Source organism: Caenimonas sedimenti (genome assembly GCF_007833165.1).
In the GTDB taxonomy this organism is placed as follows: domain Bacteria; phylum Pseudomonadota; class Gammaproteobacteria; order Burkholderiales; family Burkholderiaceae_C; genus Ramlibacter; species Ramlibacter sedimenti.
In genome coordinates, this window is sequence record NZ_VOBQ01000011.1 from 197,563 (window position 1) to 214,701 (window position 17,139).

A 17,139-nucleotide genomic window follows, 5' to 3' on the forward strand; every position below is an offset into this window, starting at 1 on the left:
CCACCATGAACCGTTTTCGCCACCACATCGCCCGCCGCACCGCCTTGCTGCTCACAGCTGCCGCGTTGCTGCTGCCCGCCGCGCAGGCTCAAGCGCCATCCTCCGCCAAAGGCGAACTGCGCATCGGCTTCCAGAAGGGCGCCAGCCTGCTGGTGCTGCAGAAGGCCGAGGGCAGCCTGGAGAAGAAGCTCGCCCCGCTGGGCTTCGGCGTCAAGTGGGTCGAATTCCCGGCCGGCCCGCAACTGCTGGAAGGCCTGAACGTGGGCTCGGTCGACATCGGCTTCGTCGGCGAAGCGCCGCCGATCTTTGCCCAGGCCGCCGGCGCGCGCTTCTACTACATCGGTCACGACCCACAGGCGCCGAAGGCGGAAGCGCTGGTGGTCCCCAAGGATTCTCCGATCAGGTCGGTGGCGGAACTCAAGGGGAAGAAGGTCGCGCTCAACAAGGGCAGCAACGTGCATTACCTGCTCGTGAAGCTGCTGGAGAAGAACGGCCTGAAGCTCACGGACGTCACCCCGGTGTACCTGCCGCCGGCCGACGCGCGCGCGGCCTTCGAGAGCAGGAACGTGGACGCCTGGGTGATCTGGGACCCGTTCACCGCCGCGGCCGAGAAGCAGATCGGCGCCCGCATCCTGGCCGACGCCACCGGCATCGCCAACAACCACCAGTACTACCTGGGCGAGCGCGGCTTCGTCGAAAAGCATCCGCAGGTGGTCCGCGCGGTGTTCGACGATTCGGTCGATAAAGGCCGCTGGGTGAAAGCCAACCTCCGCCAGGCCGCGGAGATCATCGCGCCACTGCAGGGCCTGCCGGTCGACGTGGCTGAACTGAGCCTGCGCCGCTACGAGTTCAACGTGCAGCCGCTCAGCGATCGCGTCATCGCCGAGCAGCAGAAGATCGCCGACACCTTCTTCGAGCTGAAGCTGATTCCGAAGGCGATCTCCGTCAAGGAAGCATCGTGGAAGGCCGCGCAATGATCGCCCGCCGCCACTTCGTCCGGCTGCTGGCGACCACCGCCGCGCTCTGGGGCGTCGGCGCCCGCGCGCAAGCCGGCGCTGAACCTCTGAAAGAGCTGCGCATCGGCTACCAGAAGGCCGCCATCAACCTGGTGCTGATCAAGCAACAGGGCATCCTGGAGAAGCGCTTTCCGCAGGCCCGCGTGCAGTGGGTCGAATTTCCCGCCGGCCCACAGTTGCTGGAAGCCTTGTCCGCAGGCAGCCTGGAGTTCGGCCTCACCGGCGATTCGCCACCGGTGTTCGCCCAGGCGGCCGGCAAGGACCTGTTCTACGTGGGCGCGGAGCCGCCCAAGCCGGACAGTTCCGCCATTGTGGTTCTACCCGATTCGCCGCTGCGCCGGCTGCCGGACCTGAAAGGCAAGCGCGTCGCGCTGCAGAAAGGATCCAGCGCGCACTACCTGCTGGTGCGCGCGGTGGAGAAGGCCGGCCTGCAATGGGCCGACATCCAGCCGGTCTACCTGGCGCCGGCTGATGCGCGCGCCGCCTTCGAGCGCAGGAGCGTGGACGCCTGGGCCATCTGGGACCCGTTCTACGCCGCCGTCGAACTCGCGCTCAAGCCGCGCGTGCTGGCCACGGGGCGGGACCTCTCCAGCAACAACTCCTTCTACCTGGCTTCCCGCGCTTTCACGACGCAGCACCCGAAGGTGCTGGCCACGCTGTTCGAGGAGCTGACGCGGGCCGATCGCCTGGTGCAGGAAGACCGGCCCGCCGCGATCAAGCTGGTCGCCGGTTTCAGCGGGCTCGATGCCGGCGTGGTCAGCCTGTTCATCCAGCGCCGCCCCAAGTCGCCGGTGGGCCCTCTCACCGCCGCCATCACCGCGGACCAGCAACGGGTGGCAGATGCCTTCCACCAGCTGGGCCTCATCCCCAAACGCATCCAGGTCGCCGACATCGTGTGGCGCCCCGATGGCAACAAATAGGAAGCGCGCAACATGCAAGTGTTCTGGTTCATCCCCACCCATGGCGACAGCCGTTACCTGGGCACCAGCGAAGGCGCGCGCCAGCTGGACCACGACTACCTGAAGCAGATCGCGCAGGCCGCGGACAGCCTCGGCTACGAAGGCGTTCTGATCCCCACCGGCCGCTCCTGCGAAGACCCGTGGGTGGTCGCCTCCAGCCTGTTGCCGGTCACGCGCAAGCTGAAGTTCCTGGTCGCGGTGCGGCCCGGGCTGCACCAGCCCAGCCTGGCCGCACGCATGGCCGCGAGCTTCGACCGCCTCTCGGGCGGCCGGCTGCTGATCAACCTGGTGACCGGTGGCGACCAGGCGGAGCTGGAAGGCGACGGCGTCTTCCTGGACCACGCGAAGCGCTATGAGCAATCGGCGGAATTCATCCGCATCTGGCGCGAAATCCTGGCGCGCAGCCACACGCAGGATGCCTATGACCACGATGGCGAACACCTGAGCGTCCGCGGCGCCAGGCTGTTGTTTCCGCCCGTGCAACGGCCGCACCCACCGGTGTACTTCGGCGGCTCTTCGGAAGCGGCACACGAGCTTGCCGCCGAACAGGTCGACACCTATCTCACCTGGGGCGAGCCGCCGGCTGACGTGGCTCGCAAGGTCGCCGACGTCCGCGCCCGCGCGGCCAAGCGCGGTCGGACGGTCCGCTTCGGCATCCGCCTGCACGTGATCGTGCGCGAGACCGACGCCGCCGCCTGGAACGCCGCCGAAGACCTGATCAGCCGCCTCGACGACGCGACGGTGGTGCGCGCGCAATCTGCCTTCGCGAAGATGGATTCGGAAGGGCAACGCCGCATGGCGGCCCTGCACGGTGGCGGCAAGAAGCGCACGCGCGCCGACCTGGAGATCAGCCCCAACCTGTGGGCGGGGGTGGGCCTGGTGCGCGGCGGCGCCGGGACGGCGCTCGTCGGCGATCCGAAGACGGTGGCAGCGCGGATTCAGGAGTACGCGGACATCGGGCTCGACACGTTCGTGCTCTCGGGGTACCCGCATCTGGAGGAAGCCTACCGGTTTGCCGAGCTGGTGTTCCCGTTGTTGCCGCGCCAGTTGCGCGACAGCCTGCCGGGCCGGTCGCTCAACGGGCCGTTCGGTGAGGTGGTGGCCAACAGCTATGTGCCGCGGGTGTCGCAGTCATGACGCAGGAGATCACGAACGAGGCATGGATTGCGGATCAAGTCCGCAATGACAAGGTCGGCCGGGATCCATGGTCCGTGTGGCGCGGCATCGGCCAGCGCCTGCTTCCGTGGCTCGTGCCAGTCGCCTTGATCACGATCTGGCAACTCGCCTCCGCCCTCGGCTGGCTGTCCACCCGCGTCCTGCCAGCCCCCGCCGAAGTGGTGAAGGCCACCTGGACGCTCGCCGCCTCCGGCGAACTCTGGACGCACGTCAAGGTCAGCGCCGGCCGCGCCCTGGCGGGCCTGGCCATCGGCGGCAGCCTCGGCCTGCTGTTCGGCCTGCTCACCGGCTCCTTCCGCTTCGCCGAAACCTTGCTCGATTCCAGCTTCCAGATGCTGCGCAACATCCCGGCACTGGCCCTGATCCCGCTGGTCATCCTGTGGTTCGGCATCGACGAGACGGCCAAGCTATTCCTGATCTCGGTGTCGGTGTTCTTCCCGATCTACCTCAACACCTTCCACGGCATCCGCAACGTCGACCCGGGGCTGATCGAGATGGGCCGCACCTACGGCCTGACGCGCTGGCAGCTGTACCGGCAGGTCGTCCTGCCCGGTGCGCTGTCGTCGATCCTGGTCGGCCTGCGGTTCTCGCTGGGGCTGATGTGGGTCATCCTGATCGTGGCAGAAACCATCTCGGCCCAGGCCGGCATCGGCTACCTGACGATGAACGCGCGCGAGTTCCTGCAGACCGACGTGGTCCTGGTCGGCATCCTGCTCTACGCGCTGCTCGGCAAATTGGCCGACGTGTTCGCCCGCGGCCTGGAGAGCTGGTGGCTGCGCTGGCACCCCGGCTACCAGGCCGCGTGAAACCCGGAGACATGGACATGACCGAATCGACCAACGGCGCCCGCATCGCGGCCCGCTCCCTCACCAAGCGCTTCGGCGCACGGGAAGTGCTGCGCGACACGCAGCTCACCGTGCGGCCCGGGGAATTCGTCGCCATCGTCGGGCGCAGCGGCTGCGGCAAGAGCACGCTGCTGCGGTTGATCGCAGGGCTGGACGGCGCCAGCGGCGGCTCCCTGCAAGTGGATGACGCCGAGGTCCAGGGCCTGCGGCCGGACACCCGCATCATGTTCCAGGAGGCGCGCCTGCTGCCGTGGCGCCGCGTCTGGGACAACGTGACGCTGGGCCTGCCGGCCGCGCAACAGCATCGCGCCACGACCGTGCTGCAGCAAGTCGGCCTGGGCGACCGCGGGAACGACTGGCCGGCCCGACTCTCAGGCGGCCAGCGGCAACGCGTGGCGCTGGCCCGAGCGCTGGTGCACAACCCGCGGCTGCTGCTGCTCGACGAACCGCTGGGCGCGCTGGACGCGCTGACGCGCATCGAGATGCACCGCCTGATCGAGGACCTGTGGCGGCGCAACGGCTTCACCGCGCTGCTGGTCACCCACGACGTGCAGGAGGCCGTGGCGCTGGCGGACCGCGTCATCCTGATCGAGGATGGCCGCATCGCGCTGGACGAACGGATCGCCCTGCCCCGGCCGCGCTCGCATGGCGACGCGGCGTTCGCGGCGGTCGAAAAACGCATCCTGGATCGCGTGTTGAGGCAGCCAGGCCGCGAGCACGGCGAACCGGACACCAGCTGGCTTCAGCCCGCGGCGCATGCGCTGCGCTGGGCCGTCTGACCCTTCTTCCCTCTTCTCTCAACCCAAGGAAAACATCGACATGCCGATCCAAGCCATCAACGTGCGCAACCAGTTCAAGGGCCAGATCAAGGAGATCCTGCGCGGCGACGTCGTCTCCGAAGTCGACGTGCAGACGCCCTGGGGCGTCGTCACCTCCGTCATCACCACCCGCTCGGTCGACGAGCTCCAGCTGCGGGTGGGCTCGGACGTCGTCGCCCTGGTGAAATCGACGGAGGTGTCGATCGCGAAGCTGTAGCCTCACGGGTGTCGCGCACCCTCGCCGCATGCGCCGCATACCAACGGATTACCATTGGCGCATGCGCCGCCGCTCCCTCGTCCTCGCCGTTCCCGCCCTTGTGGCTGCTCCCTGGGCCTTCGCGCAGGCTGCCGATGCCCGCGTCCGCTCGCTGGACGCAGCCCTGCGCTGGCTGGAACGGGTCGAACGCAGCCCGAACGCCCGGACGACGGGCGCCTGGCCGATCGGCACCGTGCTGCAGCACCTGGCCCAAAGCATCGAGATGAGCATCGACGGCTACCCGGCGCCGCGCAGCGCCGTGTTCCAGCACACGGCGGGCAGCGCCGCCTTCGCCTTCTTCAAATGGCGCGGCCGCATGAGCCACGCGTTGAACGAACCCATTCCGGGCGCGCCGGCCCTGATGGCATCGTCGGAGCGGCCCGCGGCGATCAACCGGTTGCACGCGGCGATCGCAAGGTTCCAGGGGCATCGAGGTGTTCTGAAGCCGCACTTCGCGTACGGCGACCTGAGCAAGGCCGACTATGCGCTGGCGCACAGCATGCACATCGGCAACCACCAGGAAGAGGTCGTTCTGTGAGAGGCGCCGCTACGCGCTAGCGCGAAACCAGGAAGCCGGGATTGGTGAAGGGTTCCCAGTTCGGATCGAGGCCGTCGATGATGAAGCGCGCCTGGTATTCGGCGGCCTGCACGGCGCGTTCCTGGTCGGCGTAGACGCCCACGCTGGAGACCTGCTCGACACGATGCGCATCGCGGATCGTCTCCGGCTTGTCGGTGCAGATCCAGGCATGGCCCGCGAACCGGCTTTCCTGCGGCACGGCGTAGGCAGCGATGAAATAGCCACGGTAAGGGCCGGTGATTCTTTCCATCTCGCGTGTTCCTCAGGCGGCGTCGCCGTCTCATGTTGGAAGGAGCTCCCTGCCCGAAATTCTAGGGAGGTGCGGCGCCGCGCGATATGGGGTTGGCCGCCGTGGTAGCAACCGGTTGCACTTTCGTGGGTGTCTGCAACTTTTGGCGGACGGCGCGTTCAGCCGCCCAAAGCCTCAACGCACCAGCGTGGGCAGGTCCGCCATGTCCGTGAAGACCTCCTGCGCACCGGCCGCGCGCAGCGCCAGCGGCGCATCGTGCCCTGCCTCGGGCGGGCTGTACCCGAACACCGTGGCGCCGGCCGCGACGCCGGCGGTCACCCCCGTGATGGTGTCCTCCACCACCGCGCAGCGGCCGGCGGGCACGCCAAGCTGCCGGATGGCGGCCAGGTAGACATCCGGCGCCGGCTTGGAGCGCGGCATCTCGTGGCCGCTGAAGATGCGCCCCTGGAAGTACGGCATGAGCCCGCACTTTTCCAGCTGCAGTTCCACCTTGAAGCGGTCCGCCCCGGAGCAGCAGGCGATCCGCCCCTGCAGGCGTTCGTGCAGTTGCTTCACCGCCACGTCGGCGTGACGAATGGCCGCCAAGCCCCGCACCAGGCCCTCATTGCGCCGCTCGCGGAACTGCGCGAGCCAGTCGTCGGTCAGCGGCCGGCCGGTGCGGGCCTCGATGAGGGCCATCTCGTCCTTCACGGCCTTGCCGACGAACAGGTGCATGCATTCCGCCGGGGTCAGCTTCCAGCCCAGTTCTTCCAGCATGTCGCGCAGCACGCCGTTGGTGATGGGCTCGCTGTCGACGAGCACGCCGTCGCAGTCGAAAAGCACGGCGTCGAAGCGCGGGGTCAAAGCATCACTCCATCCAGGTAGAACCAGCGGCCATTCTCGCGCACGAAGCGGCTGCTCTCGTGCAGCCGCGTGGCCCGGCCGCCCCAGCGGCTGCGCGCCACGAACTCCACCTCGGCCAGGTCCGCGTCGACGACGCGGTGCGACCGCACCTCCAGCCCCAGCCACTTCACGCCGGGCTCGAAATGCAGCCGCACGGGTCGGTGCGACGAATGCCAGGTCGCGAGCAGGTAGGCCGCGTCTTCCACGACAAAGGCCGTGTAGCGGGAACGCATCAGCGCCTCGGCGTCCGGCGCCGGCGTGCCCGCGAAGTCGGCCAGGTAACGGCCGCAGCAATGCGCCAGCGGCACCGGGCGGCCGCAAAGGCAGTTCTCGCCGGGCTTGGCCATGGTTACTTGCGCCAGAACTGCGGCGTGAACAGCACCAGCACGGACAGCAGTTCCAGCCGGCCGATCAGCATGGCGAAGGAGCAGATCCACAACTGGAAATCGTTCAGCACGCCGAAGTTGCTGGCCGGGCCGACCGCGCCCAGCCCGGGGCCGATGTTGTTGACGCAGACGATCACGGCGGAGAAGGCCGTGATCAGGTCGAGTCCGGACAGCAGCATGAGCAGCGTCAGGCCGACGATGCTGGCGCCGTAGATCAGCATGTACGCCAGCACCGCGGCCAGCACGGTGGCCGGCACGGTGCCGCCACCGAGGGTGACGGGATTGACGACGCGCGGATGGATGATGCGCACCAGCTCGCGCCGGGCCTGCTTGAGCAGCAGGATCATCCGGACCATCTTGATGCCCCCGCCGGTGGAACCCGCGCACGACGCGAAGCAGCCCAGGAAGATCATCAGCACCGGCGCGAACGGCGGCCACAAGGCATAGTCGGTGGAAGCGTAGCCGGTGGTCGTGGCGAGAGATACCACGTTGAACGCGGCGGCGCGCAGGCTTTCCAGGTAGCTTGCGTACGTGCCATGCGCAGCCAGCACCAGGCTCAGGACCCCGATGGATGCCAGCAGGACCAGCGCATAGGCCTGGACTTCCGCATCCCGCAGCAGGATGCGCCACGAACGGTGGTGCCACACCGCGAAGTAGCGCGCGAAGCTGACGCCGGCCAGCGTCATGAAGACGATGGCCACCGCTTCCAGCAGCGGCGAGTTCCAGTGCGCAAAGCTGGCGTCGTGCGACGAGAAGCCGCCCAGGCCCATGGTGGTGCACATGTGCATGAAGGCGTCGGGCCAATCCATCCCGGCGAGCTTGTAGGCGAGGAAGCACAAGGCCGACATGGCGAAGTACACCGTCCACAGGCCCCGCGCGGTTTCGGCGATGCGTGGCGTGAGCTTGTCGTCCTTCAGCGGCCCGGGCGTCTCGGCGCGGTACAGCTGCATGCCGCCCAGCCCCAGCAGCGGCAGCACGGCGACCACCAGCAGGATGATGCCGAGGCCGCCCACGAACTGCAGGAAGCAGCGCCAGACGTTCACCGACAGCGGCAGCCGGTCGAGACCACTCAGCGCGGTTGCTCCCGTGGCGGTGAGCGCGCTCATCGCCTCGAAATAGGCATCGGCCCATTCGATGCCGGGAACGGTCCACATCAAGGGGGCGGCCGCGCAGGCCGGCAACGCCATCCAGACCATGCTGACCAGCAGGAAACCGTCGCGCGGCTGGAGTTCCCGCCGGTGCCGGCGCACGGCCCAGCCCATGGACCACCCCACGGCAAGCGTCAGCACGAAGCCGGTGGCCCAGACCTGGGCGGAGCGGTCCTCGCCATCGCCCAGAGCCCACAGCAGGGGCACGAGGAAGGCGATCGAGAAGCCCGCCAGCACGCGGGCCAGCACGGCCAGGACGGGCTGCAGGCTGTCCATCAGAAGAAGGTGGCCGACACCTGGAACAGGCGCTCCACCTCGCGCACCTGCCGCTTGTGTGGAATGAACATCACCAGGTGGTCGTCGGCGTGGATCTCGGTGTCATGGTGGGGCAGCACCACCTGCTGGCCTTCGCCGCTGCCACGCACGATGGCGCCGATGGTCACGCCCGCGGGCAGGGAGACCTGCTCGACCCGGCGGCCCACCAGGCGCGACGTCTTGGCGTCACCCCGGGCGACGCCTTCCAGCGCCTCGGCGGCGCCGCGGCGCAGGCTGTGCACGGCCACCACATCACCGCGGCGCACATGCGCCAGCAGCTCGCCGATGACCGTCTGCGCGGGCGACAGCGCGATGTCGATGGTGCTGCCCTGGATCAGGTCCGCATAGGCCCGGCGGTTGATCAGCGACAGCACGCGCCGCGCGCCCAGCCGCTTGGCCAGCATGGCCGAGAGGATGTTGTCCTCGTCGTCGCTGGTGAGCGCGAGGAACATGTCCATGTCGTCCACGTTCTCGTCGGCCAGCAACTCCTCGTCGGTGCCGTCGCCCTGCAGCACCAGCATCTCGCCGGGCAACTGGCCGGCCAGGTACTCGCACCGCTTGAGGTCGCGCTCGATCACTTTCACCTGGTACTGGTCCGCCAGCCGCCGGGCGAGCCGGAGCCCGACCTTGCCGCCACCGGAGATCATCACGCGGCGCACCGGGGCGTCGGAGCGGTGCATGGCGCGCAGCACCTGGCGGATCTTGTCACCCGCCGCGAGCAGGAAGATCTCGTCTCCCGGCAGGATGCGCGTGCCGCCTTCGCAGCTGAGCAGCGCCTCCTGGCGGTACAGCGCCACCAGCCGCATGGGCGCGTCCGGGAACAGGGTGCGGAACTCCGCGATGGTGTGGTTCACCACCGGGCTGCCCGCCGCCGCCCGCACGGCGATCAGCAGGGCCTTGCCGCCGGAAAACTCCAGCACCTGCAGCGCCTCGGGGTAGTCGATCAGCTTCTGGATGTACTGGACGACCGATTCCTCGGGGCAGATCACGTGGTCGACGGCGAAGCCGTCCTTGCCCAGCAGCGCGTGGCCTTCCTTGAACTCGGTCGCGCGCAACCGGGCGATGGTGGAGGGCACGTTGAAGACATCGTGGGCCAGCTTGCAGGCGACCAGGTTGGTTTCGTCCAGCGAGGCGCAGGCGATCATCATGTCCGCGTCTTCGGCGCCGGCACGCCGCAGCACCTCGGTGTGGATGCCGTTGCCGGGGACGCCGCGCAAGTCGAACTTTTCCTCCAGCTCGCGCAGGCGCTGCGGGTCGGGGTCGATCACCGTGATGTCGTTGCGCTCCGACACCAGGCTTTCAGCGACGCTCTCGCCGACGCGGCCGGCTCCCAGGATGATGATTCGCATGGTTTGGTGCGCCGGCGGGCCGGCGCGCCGCCATCATAGCGAGGTGTCTGAGCCCTGGCGGCCGTTGATCCAGGCCTCGACGAACTGCCGGCCTTTGGTGGACAGGCGCAGCTTGAAGGTGTCGCTGCCCTGGCCGCTGACGAGCGCACTCACCCGCTGGCGGATCTCGAGCAGGCCGGAATTGAGCAGGCCCGCGGAGCGCAGCAAGCCATCACCATCGACGGAAACTTCGTCCACGACACGCAGCAGCAGCAGGGTGTCGGGTGCGCCCGCGCCGAAGGCGCCGGTCAACGACTGCTGCACGAGCTTCCAGGCGCGCAGCGTCCGGACCGGGATCGCGCCGCTGGACTGCATCGCGTGACAGCCCGCGCACAGGCAAATGGCACCGCCGCTGCCGTCGCCGCCGAGCGCCACCAACTGATGGGTGTCCAGCGTCAGCGGCGCCCGGCAGGCGGGGTTGCCGCAGCGGTAGCCGGCGGCGTGCAGGGCCTCGTCGGGGGTGTCGCTCATGTCAAAGCGCCCGCTGGATGATGATCTTCTGCACGTCCGACGTGCCTTCGTAGATCTGGCACACCCGCACATCCCGCCAGATCCGCTCCACCGGGAAGTCGTTCACGTAGCCATAGCCGCCGAGCGTCTGGATCGCCGCGCTGCAGACGCGTTCGGCCATTTCGCTGGCGAACAGCTTGGCCATGGCGGCTTCCTTCAGGCAGGGCCGGCCGGCGTCGCGCAGGCTGGCCGCGTGCCAGATCAATTGCCGCGCGGCTTCGATCTGCGTCGCGCACTCCGCGAGGCGGAAGCCCACGGCCTGGTGGTTGAAGATCGCGGTGCCGAAGCTCTGCCGCTCCTTGGCGTAACCCACCGCGACTTCGAAGGCGCTGCGCGCCATGCCCACGCTTTGCGCGGCGATGCCGATGCGCCCGCCCTCCAGCGCCGACAAGGCGATCTTGTAGCCCTCACCCTCCTCGCCGATGCGGTTTTCGGCGGGGATGCGGCAATCTTCGAAGTTGATCTGCGCGGTGTCGCTCGAGTGCTGGCCGATCTTGTCCTCCAGCCGCGCCACCACGTAGCCTGGCGTGTTGGTCGGCACCAGGAAGGCGCTCATGCCCTTCTTGCCCGCGCCCTTGTCGGTGACGGCGATCACCACGGCCAGGTGGCCGCTCCGGCCGCTGGTGATGAACTGCTTGACGCCGTTGATCACGTAGCTGTCGCCCTCCTTGCGCGCGGTCGCCTTCAACGCCGAGGCGTCACTGCCCACGTGCGGCTCGGTCAGGCAGAACACGCCCAGCATCTCGCCTTGCGCCAGCTTGGTCAGCCATTGCTGCTTCTGCGCCTCGGTGCCGTAGCGCATGAGGATCGCATTGACCGGGCAGTTGGTGACGCTGATGGCCGTGCTGGTCCCGCCGTCGCCGGCGGCGATTTCCTCCAGCACCAGCGCCAGCGTGACGTAGTCCAGGTTGGCGCCGCCGTACTCCTCCGGCACGCAGATGCCGTAGGCGCCGAGGGCCGCGAGGCCGCGGTGCGCCTCGCGCGGGAAGGTGCGCTCGCGGGCCCATTGGGCCGCGTGCGGCCACAGCTGCTCGCGCGCGAAATCGCGCACGGCATCGCGGATCATTTCCTGGTCTTGCGTCAGCAGCATGCGGCGCCCTCACCCCAGCCCCCTCCCAGAGGGAGAGGGAGCCAAGTCATCACAACAGCTCCAGCGCCACGGCCGTGCCCTCGCCGCCGCCGATGCACAGCGTGGCGACGCCGCGCTTGCCGCCGCGCGCCTGCAGCGCATGGATCAGCGTGACCATGATGCGCGCGCCCGAGGCGCCGATCGGGTGGCCGAGCGCGCAGGCGCCGCCGTTCACGTTGACGATCTCGTGCGCGACCTTCATCTCGGCCATCAGCGCCATGGGCACCACGGCGAAGGCTTCGTTCACTTCCCAGAGGTCGACGTCGGCGGCCTTCCAGCCGGTCTTGGCGAACAGCTTCTGCGTCGCGCCCACGGGTGCGGTGGTGAACCAGTTCGGCTCCTGGGCATGGGTGGCATGGCCGACGATCCGCGCGATGGCCTTCGCGCCCATCTTCGCCGCCGTGCTCTCCTTCATCATCACCAGCGCCGCGGCGCCGTCGTTGATGGACGAGCTCGAGGCCGCGGTGATCGTGCCGTCCTTCTTGAAGGCGGGCTTGAGGGTCGGGATCTTGTCCAGCTTGACCTTGCCCGGGCCTTCGTCGATCGACACCAGGCGCTCACCGGCGCGATCCTTCACCGTGACCGGCGTGATCTCGGCGGCGAAGCCGCCGGACTCGGTGGCCTTCTTGGCGCGCTGCACAGAGGCGACCGCGAAGGCGTCCTGCGCCTCGCGGCTGAAGTTGTACTTGGCGGCGCAGTCCTCGCCGAAGGTGCCCATGGCCCGGCCTGGCTCGTAGGCGTCTTCCAGGCCGTCCAGCATCATGTGGTCGAAGATGCGGTCGTGGCCGATGCGGATGCCGCTGCGGCCCTTGAGCAGCAGGTGCGGCGCGTTGGTCATGCTTTCCATGCCACCTGCCACCATCACGTCGTGTGTGCCGGCCAGCAGCATGTCGTAGGCGAACATGGCCGCCTTCATGCCGGAGCCGCACATCTTGGACAGCGTGACGGCGCCGGTGCTCTTGGGCAGCCCGCCCTTGAAACCGGCCTGGCGGGCCGGCGCCTGGCCCTGGCCCGCCATCAGGCAGTTGCCGAACAGCAGTTCGCCGACGGCGTCGCCGGGAACGCCGGCGCGCTCGATGGCCGCCCGGATGGCGGCGCCGCCGAGGTCGTGCGCGGCCAGCGACGAGAAGTCGCCCTGGAAGCCGCCCATGGGGGTGCGGGCGGCGCCGACGATGACGATGGAATCAGCCATGGTATTTGCTCCTTGCTTGGCTAGGTGGTCTGGAGGATGAGGGTGCCGCGCTCCTCTTGGGCGATGCGGCGCAGGTAGGTCTGGAATTCGGGATCCTCGCCGCGCAGCAGCAGCGGCAGGGCGTTGTGGAAATCCTCGCGGTGGCACCACTCGCGCATGTAGTCGTCCCAGCTGTTCCAGCGGCGCCGCTCGGTTTCCGTCATGACGGGCTTGTAGGCGACGAGGTAGGCGCGCTCGAAGAGCGACATCAGCATGTCGAAGATCACCAGCATGCGCTCGTTCTGCTCGGTGGTTGGATTCAGCAGCGGCTCGTTGGTTCGAAGGTGGAGGTCGGGGTGGGCCAGCACGACCTTGAGGAAATCGTTGTAGGCGTCGGACAGCAGCTGGTACGCCTCTTCCTCTTCGTTGTCGCGTTCCTTGCGCTGTTCCCAGGCGAAGAAGGCGATGGCCACGGGCAGGCCCAGCGCCGTGACGATGTAGCTGGCGAGCTCCCAGGCGTCACGCATGGGAGCCTCCTGTGCGCCAGGCGTCACGCATGATGCGCCTGCTGACGGCGGCCGAAGCGCTTGTCGCGTTCGTAGGGGAAGACGTCATGCACGTGGCCGGCCACGATGCGCTCCTTGTGCGACTGCCAGAACGCGGGATCCAGCAGATCGCCATGGTGCTTCATGAACACCTCGCGCACGGCGGCGTTGCCGAGCAGGAAGGGGCCGAAGGTCTCCGGGAAGACGTCCTTGGGGCCGACCTTGTACCAGACCTCGCCGGACATCTCGTCCTCTTCGTTCCGAGCCTCGGGCACCTTGCGGAAATTGCAGTCGGTGATGTATTCGATCTCGTCGTAGTCGTAGAACACGACCTTGCCGTTGCGCGTGACGCCGAAGTTCTTCCACAGCATGTCGCCCGGGAAGATGTTGGCCGCCACCAGGTCCTTGATGGCGTTGCCGTACTCCAGCACCGCGCGCTCGATCTGTTCCAGCGCGCTGGCGTCGAAGGCTTCCTGCAGGTAGATATTGAGCGGGATCATGCGCCGCTCGATGTAGAGGTGCTTGATGATCACCTCCTCCACACCATCGCCGTCGCGGTCGGAAATCTCCAGCTGGCTCGGCGCGAACTTGCGGATCTCCTCGATCAGCTCGTCCTCGAAACGGTCACGCGCGAAGGCGACTTCGCTGTACTCCAGGGTGTCGGCCATGCGGCCCACGCGGTCGTGCTGCTTCACCAGCAGGTACTTGCCCTGGATCTGCTCGCGCGTGGTGTCTTTCTGCGGCGGGTAATAGTCCTTGATGACCTTGAATACGTAGGGGAAGGACGGCAGGTCGAACACCAGCATCACCATGCCCTTGATGCCGGGGGCGATGCGGAACTTGTCGCTGGAGTGGCGCAGGTGGTAGAGAAAATCCCGGTAGAACAGCGTCTTGCCCTGCTTCGCCAGTCCGAGGGCGTTGTAGATCTCGGCGCGCGGCTTGCGCGGCATGAGCGAGCGCAGGAACTGCACGAAGGCCGAGGGCACTTCCATGTCCACCATGAAATACGCCCGGGCGAAGGAGAACAGCATCTGCAGGTCGTCCTCGCCGAACAGGCAGGCGTCGATGAAGAGCTTCTCTTTCTTGTTGTGCAGGATGGGCAAGGCGAACGGCAGCTCATTGAAGCCATTGATGATCTTGCCGACGACGTAGGCGCCCTTGTTGCGGAAGAAGAGCGACGACAGCACCTGGATCTGGAAATTGGCGCGCAGCTTCACCTGGTTCAGGCGGCCGCTGATGGCCTCGACCACCAGCTGCGCGTCACGGTCCAGGTCCTCGAAAGGCTTCTGCAGCCGGAAATTGTCGACCAGGCGCACGATGTTCTCGTGCATGGTTTCGCGCGCCGGGTAGTAGGCGCGGTAGGTCGGCGCCGCCGCCGGCTCCTCGTTCTCGATGTACTCCGTGCTCACCGCCGGCCGGACGAAGATGAAGTCGTTGTGGAAGTAGGTGCGGTGCAGGATCTTGGTGGTGACCGAGTTGAAGAAGGTCTCCGCCAGCTCCGGCTGGTGGTGGTCGATCAAGAGGCCGATGTAGTGCAGCTTGATCTGCTGCCAGACCTCCATCGGCTGGTCGCCGGCCTTGAATTCCTTCTCCAGCCGCGTCACGGCTTCCTTGACGCGCAGGTCGTAGAACTCGATGCGCTCGCGCTGCGCCCGCTGCTGGCCGTGCCAGTCCGCCGTTTCGAACCGGTGCTTGGCGCGCGCCGATTCGGTGCGGAACAACCGGTAGTGGCGGTTGAAGCCATCCATCATGGCCTTGGCAACGTCGTAGGCCAGCGGCGAATCGAGGCGTTGCGGAAACATGCTGGGGCGCCCGCTCGTGTCTAGCTGCGGGCAGCGATCACGCCCTGCACCGCGGACCGGTACAACGGCTCGAGCGCGTCCGCGCTGCCCACCGCCATGTGCAGGTCCTGCAGCAGGCCGTCGTGCACACCGTAGGCCCAGCCATGCACGCTGATATTCTGCCGCTGCGCCCAGGCGTCCGTCATCACGGTGCTGACGCACACGTTGACCACTTGCTCGATCACGTTCAGGTCCACCAGCGCGTCGGCCCGCTTCTCCGGCGCGATGTGGTCCAGCAACTGGCGGTGCCGGTCGCGCACGTCCTGGATGTGGCGGATCCAGTTGTCGGCCAGGCCGATGCGCGCCCCGTGCAGGGCCGCCATCACGCCGCCGCAGCCGTAGTGGCCGACGACCATGATGTGCTCGACCTTGAGCATCTCCACCGCGAACTGGATGGCCGAGAGCGCGTTCAGGTCGGAGTGCACGACGATGTTGGCGACGTTGCGGTGCACGAACACCTCGCCGGGCTCGAGGCCGGTGATCTGGTTGGCCGGCACCCGGCTGTCGGAGCAGCCGATCCACATGTACTTGGGCTTCTGCTGCTGCGTGAGGCTGGTGAAGAACCCGGGGCGCGTGCGTTCCATCTCCGCGGCCCAGGCGCGGTTGTGGGTGAACAGGTCTTGGATGGAGCTCATGGGAGGATTGTCCGGCATCCCTGTCATTGCGGGCTCGACCCGCAATCCATGTTGGCGTGCCAACGTGGATTCCGAATCGAGTCCGGGATGACAGACCAGGTCACATCGTCTCCGCGAACAGCTCCCGCCCGATCAGCATGCGGCGGATCTCGCTGGTGCCGGCGCCGATCTCGTACAGCTTGGCGTCGCGCCACAGGCGCCCGAGCGGGTATTCGTTGATATAGCCGTTGCCGCCGAAGATCTGGATGCCCTCGCCGGCCATCCAGGTGGCCTTCTCCGCCGTCATCAAGATCACCGAGGCGCAGTCCTTGCGGACCTGGCGCACGTGTTCATAGCCCAGCGCATCCAGGTTCTTGCCGACCGTGTAGCAGTAGGCGCGGCAGGCCTGCAGCATGGTGTACATGTCCGCCACCTTGCCCTGGATCAGCTGGAATTCGCCGATGCTCTGCCCGAACTGCTTGCGGTCGTGGATGTAGGGCACGACGTTGTCCATCACTGCCTGCATGATGCCGACCGGCCCCGCCGACAGCACGGCGCGCTCGTAGTCCAGCCCGCTCATCAGCACCTTGGCGCCGCCGTTGAGGGTGCCCATCACGTTCTCGGCCGGCACTTCGACGTTCTGGAACACGAGCTCGCCGGTGTGGCTGCCGCGCATGCCCAGCTTGTCGAGCTTCTGCGCGACCGAGAAGCCCTTCATGGCCTTTTCGATCAGGAATGCCGTGACGCCGCGGGCGCCCAGTTCGGGTTCGGTCTTGGCATAGACGACCAGCGTGTCGGCGTCCGGCCCGTTGGTGATCCACATCTTGCTGCCGTTCAGCAGGTAATAGCCGCCCTTGTCCTCCGCCTTCAGCTTCATCGAGATGACATCGCTGCCGGCGCCCGGCTCGCTCATGGCGAGCGCGCCCACGTGTTCGCCGGAGACCAACTTGGGCAGGTACTTCCGCTTCTGCGCCTCATTGCCGTTGCGCTTGATCTGGTTCACGCACAGGTTGCTGTGCGCGCCGTAGGAGAGCCCGACCGACGCCGAGGCGCGCGAGATCTCCTCCATGGCCACCATGTGGGCGAGGTAGCCCATGTTGGCGCCGCCGTATTCCTCGGGCACCGTGATGCCGAGCACGCCCAGTTCGCCCATCTTGCGCCAGAGGTCGGCGGGGAACAGGTCGTTGCGGTCGATGTCGGCGGCGCGCGGCGCGATCTCGGCTTCGGCGAAACCGCGCACGGCGTCGCGCAGGGCGTCGATGTCGTCGCCCAATGCGAAATTCAGGCCGGGTAAGTCCATGGAAAACTCCTTG

Annotated in this window: 19 protein-coding genes; 7 read left to right on the forward strand and 12 right to left on the reverse strand. The window is 67.6% G+C overall.

Annotation, left to right across the window (positions count from 1 at the left end):
* Window positions 1-5: 5 nt before the first annotated feature.
* The 7 genes from FN976_RS14260 (at window position 6) to FN976_RS14290 (ending at window position 5,608) form a co-directional block, all read left to right on the forward strand.
* Window positions 6-977, forward strand: a complete 972-nt coding sequence (locus FN976_RS14260; protein WP_145893704.1) for a sulfonate ABC transporter substrate-binding protein — start codon at window positions 6-8, stop codon at window positions 975-977.
* Complete coding sequence (locus tag FN976_RS14265) at window positions 974-1,936, forward strand: sulfonate ABC transporter substrate-binding protein (protein WP_145893705.1); 963 nt, start codon at window positions 974-976, stop codon at window positions 1,934-1,936. Before FN976_RS14260 ends, FN976_RS14265 begins: the two co-directional genes overlap by 4 nt.
* Before the next feature lie 12 nt (window positions 1,937-1,948).
* Window positions 1,949-3,112, forward strand: coding sequence for an FMNH2-dependent alkanesulfonate monooxygenase (gene ssuD, locus FN976_RS14270; protein WP_145893706.1), 1,164 nt, complete (start codon window positions 1,949-1,951; stop codon window positions 3,110-3,112).
* Window positions 3,109-3,957: an aliphatic sulfonate ABC transporter permease SsuC gene (gene ssuC / locus FN976_RS14275; protein WP_145893707.1), complete on the forward strand. Its 849-nt coding sequence runs from the start codon at window positions 3,109-3,111 to the stop codon at window positions 3,955-3,957. The genes ssuD and ssuC overlap by 4 nt, the downstream gene beginning before the upstream one ends.
* A gap of 11 nt (window positions 3,958-3,968) precedes the next feature.
* Complete coding sequence (locus tag FN976_RS14280; protein ID WP_145893708.1) at window positions 3,969-4,775, forward strand: ATP-binding cassette domain-containing protein; 807 nt, start codon at window positions 3,969-3,971, stop codon at window positions 4,773-4,775.
* A gap of 40 nt (window positions 4,776-4,815) precedes the next feature.
* On the forward strand, window positions 4,816-5,031 hold the full coding sequence (locus FN976_RS14285) for a TOBE domain-containing protein (RefSeq protein WP_145893709.1): 216 nt from the start codon (window positions 4,816-4,818) through the stop codon (window positions 5,029-5,031).
* Window positions 5,032-5,092: 61 nt separating this feature from the next.
* The gene (locus FN976_RS14290; RefSeq protein ID WP_145893710.1) at window positions 5,093-5,608 is read left to right on the forward strand and encodes a DUF1569 domain-containing protein; all 516 of its coding nucleotides are present in this window, start codon (window positions 5,093-5,095) and stop codon (window positions 5,606-5,608) included.
* A 16-nt stretch (window positions 5,609-5,624) separates the two neighbouring features.
* On the opposite strand, the gene FN976_RS14295 is transcribed toward FN976_RS14290, so the two are convergent.
* From FN976_RS14295 to FN976_RS14350, 12 genes are all read right to left on the reverse strand, one after another.
* On the reverse strand, window positions 5,625-5,897 hold the full coding sequence (locus tag FN976_RS14295) for a hypothetical protein (RefSeq protein WP_145893711.1): 273 nt from the start codon (window positions 5,895-5,897) through the stop codon (window positions 5,625-5,627).
* Window positions 5,898-6,071: 174 nt separating this feature from the next.
* A complete protein-coding gene (locus tag FN976_RS14300; protein WP_145893712.1) occupies window positions 6,072-6,740 on the reverse strand; it encodes an HAD family hydrolase in 669 nt (222 codons plus the stop codon).
* On the reverse strand, window positions 6,737-7,126 hold the full coding sequence (locus FN976_RS14305) for a YchJ family protein (protein WP_145893713.1): 390 nt from the start codon (window positions 7,124-7,126) through the stop codon (window positions 6,737-6,739). Before FN976_RS14305 ends, FN976_RS14300 begins: the two co-directional genes overlap by 4 nt.
* A 2-nt stretch (window positions 7,127-7,128) precedes the next feature.
* Window positions 7,129-8,589 (reverse strand): TrkH family potassium uptake protein, encoded by a 1,461-nt coding sequence (locus tag FN976_RS14310; protein WP_145893714.1) that lies wholly within the window; start codon window positions 8,587-8,589, stop codon window positions 7,129-7,131.
* Window positions 8,589-9,977 carry a Trk system potassium transporter TrkA gene (gene trkA, locus FN976_RS14315; RefSeq protein ID WP_145893715.1) on the reverse strand — a complete coding sequence of 463 codons (1,389 nt, stop codon included), beginning with the start codon at window positions 9,975-9,977 and terminating at the stop codon, window positions 8,589-8,591. Before trkA ends, FN976_RS14310 begins: the two co-directional genes overlap by 1 nt.
* Before the next feature lie 33 nt (window positions 9,978-10,010).
* On the reverse strand, window positions 10,011-10,487 hold the full coding sequence (locus FN976_RS14320; protein WP_145893716.1) for a hypothetical protein: 477 nt from the start codon (window positions 10,485-10,487) through the stop codon (window positions 10,011-10,013).
* A gap of 1 nt (window position 10,488) precedes the next feature.
* Window positions 10,489-11,616: an acyl-CoA dehydrogenase family protein gene (locus FN976_RS14325; RefSeq protein WP_145893717.1), complete on the reverse strand. Its 1,128-nt coding sequence runs from the start codon at window positions 11,614-11,616 to the stop codon at window positions 10,489-10,491.
* A 49-nt stretch (window positions 11,617-11,665) separates the two neighbouring features.
* On the reverse strand, window positions 11,666-12,847 hold the full coding sequence (locus FN976_RS14330; RefSeq protein WP_145893718.1) for an acetyl-CoA C-acyltransferase: 1,182 nt from the start codon (window positions 12,845-12,847) through the stop codon (window positions 11,666-11,668).
* Between the two features lie 20 nt (window positions 12,848-12,867).
* The gene (locus FN976_RS14335; RefSeq protein ID WP_145893719.1) at window positions 12,868-13,353 is read right to left on the reverse strand and encodes a hypothetical protein; all 486 of its coding nucleotides are present in this window, start codon (window positions 13,351-13,353) and stop codon (window positions 12,868-12,870) included.
* A 23-nt stretch (window positions 13,354-13,376) separates the two neighbouring features.
* Complete coding sequence (aceK, locus tag FN976_RS14340; protein WP_145893720.1) at window positions 13,377-15,173, reverse strand: bifunctional isocitrate dehydrogenase kinase/phosphatase; 1,797 nt, start codon at window positions 15,171-15,173, stop codon at window positions 13,377-13,379.
* A 20-nt stretch (window positions 15,174-15,193) separates the two neighbouring features.
* On the reverse strand, window positions 15,194-15,865 hold the full coding sequence (gene can / locus FN976_RS14345; protein WP_145893721.1) for a carbonate dehydratase: 672 nt from the start codon (window positions 15,863-15,865) through the stop codon (window positions 15,194-15,196).
* Between the two features lie 82 nt (window positions 15,866-15,947).
* The gene (locus FN976_RS14350; protein WP_145893722.1) at window positions 15,948-17,126 is read right to left on the reverse strand and encodes an isovaleryl-CoA dehydrogenase; all 1,179 of its coding nucleotides are present in this window, start codon (window positions 17,124-17,126) and stop codon (window positions 15,948-15,950) included.
* Between the last annotated feature and the right edge of the window lie 13 nt (window positions 17,127-17,139).

Excerpts from the sequence above, each read along its gene's own strand:
- trkA (WP_145893715.1), bottom strand. The coding sequence starts at position 9,977 with ATGCGAATCATCATCCTGGGAGCCGGCCGCGTCGGCGAGAGCGTCGCT.
- FN976_RS14320 (WP_145893716.1), bottom strand. The coding sequence starts at position 10,487 with ATGAGCGACACCCCCGACGAGGCCCTGCACGCCGCCGGCTACCGCTGC.
- ssuC (WP_145893707.1), top strand. The coding sequence starts at position 3,109 with ATGACGCAGGAGATCACGAACGAGGCATGGATTGCGGATCAAGTCCGC.
- FN976_RS14325 (WP_145893717.1), bottom strand. The coding sequence starts at position 11,616 with ATGCTGCTGACGCAAGACCAGGAAATGATCCGCGATGCCGTGCGCGAT.
- FN976_RS14290 (WP_145893710.1), top strand. The coding sequence starts at position 5,093 with ATGCGCCGCCGCTCCCTCGTCCTCGCCGTTCCCGCCCTTGTGGCTGCT.
- FN976_RS14280 (WP_145893708.1), top strand. The coding sequence starts at position 3,969 with ATGGACATGACCGAATCGACCAACGGCGCCCGCATCGCGGCCCGCTCC.
- FN976_RS14305 (WP_145893713.1), bottom strand. The coding sequence starts at position 7,126 with ATGGCCAAGCCCGGCGAGAACTGCCTTTGCGGCCGCCCGGTGCCGCTG.
- FN976_RS14335 (WP_145893719.1), bottom strand. The coding sequence starts at position 13,353 with ATGCGTGACGCCTGGGAGCTCGCCAGCTACATCGTCACGGCGCTGGGC.
- FN976_RS14310 (WP_145893714.1), bottom strand. The coding sequence starts at position 8,589 with ATGGACAGCCTGCAGCCCGTCCTGGCCGTGCTGGCCCGCGTGCTGGCG.
- ssuD (WP_145893706.1), top strand. The coding sequence starts at position 1,949 with ATGCAAGTGTTCTGGTTCATCCCCACCCATGGCGACAGCCGTTACCTG.
- FN976_RS14350 (WP_145893722.1), bottom strand. The coding sequence starts at position 17,126 with ATGGACTTACCCGGCCTGAATTTCGCATTGGGCGACGACATCGACGCC.
- can (WP_145893721.1), bottom strand. The coding sequence starts at position 15,865 with ATGCCGGACAATCCTCCCATGAGCTCCATCCAAGACCTGTTCACCCAC.
- FN976_RS14330 (WP_145893718.1), bottom strand. The coding sequence starts at position 12,847 with ATGGCTGATTCCATCGTCATCGTCGGCGCCGCCCGCACCCCCATGGGC.
- FN976_RS14295 (WP_145893711.1), bottom strand. The coding sequence starts at position 5,897 with ATGGAAAGAATCACCGGCCCTTACCGTGGCTATTTCATCGCTGCCTAC.
- FN976_RS14260 (WP_145893704.1), top strand. The coding sequence starts at position 6 with ATGAACCGTTTTCGCCACCACATCGCCCGCCGCACCGCCTTGCTGCTC.
- aceK (WP_145893720.1), bottom strand. The coding sequence starts at position 15,173 with ATGTTTCCGCAACGCCTCGATTCGCCGCTGGCCTACGACGTTGCCAAG.
- FN976_RS14265 (WP_145893705.1), top strand. The coding sequence starts at position 974 with ATGATCGCCCGCCGCCACTTCGTCCGGCTGCTGGCGACCACCGCCGCG.
- FN976_RS14285 (WP_145893709.1), top strand. The coding sequence starts at position 4,816 with ATGCCGATCCAAGCCATCAACGTGCGCAACCAGTTCAAGGGCCAGATC.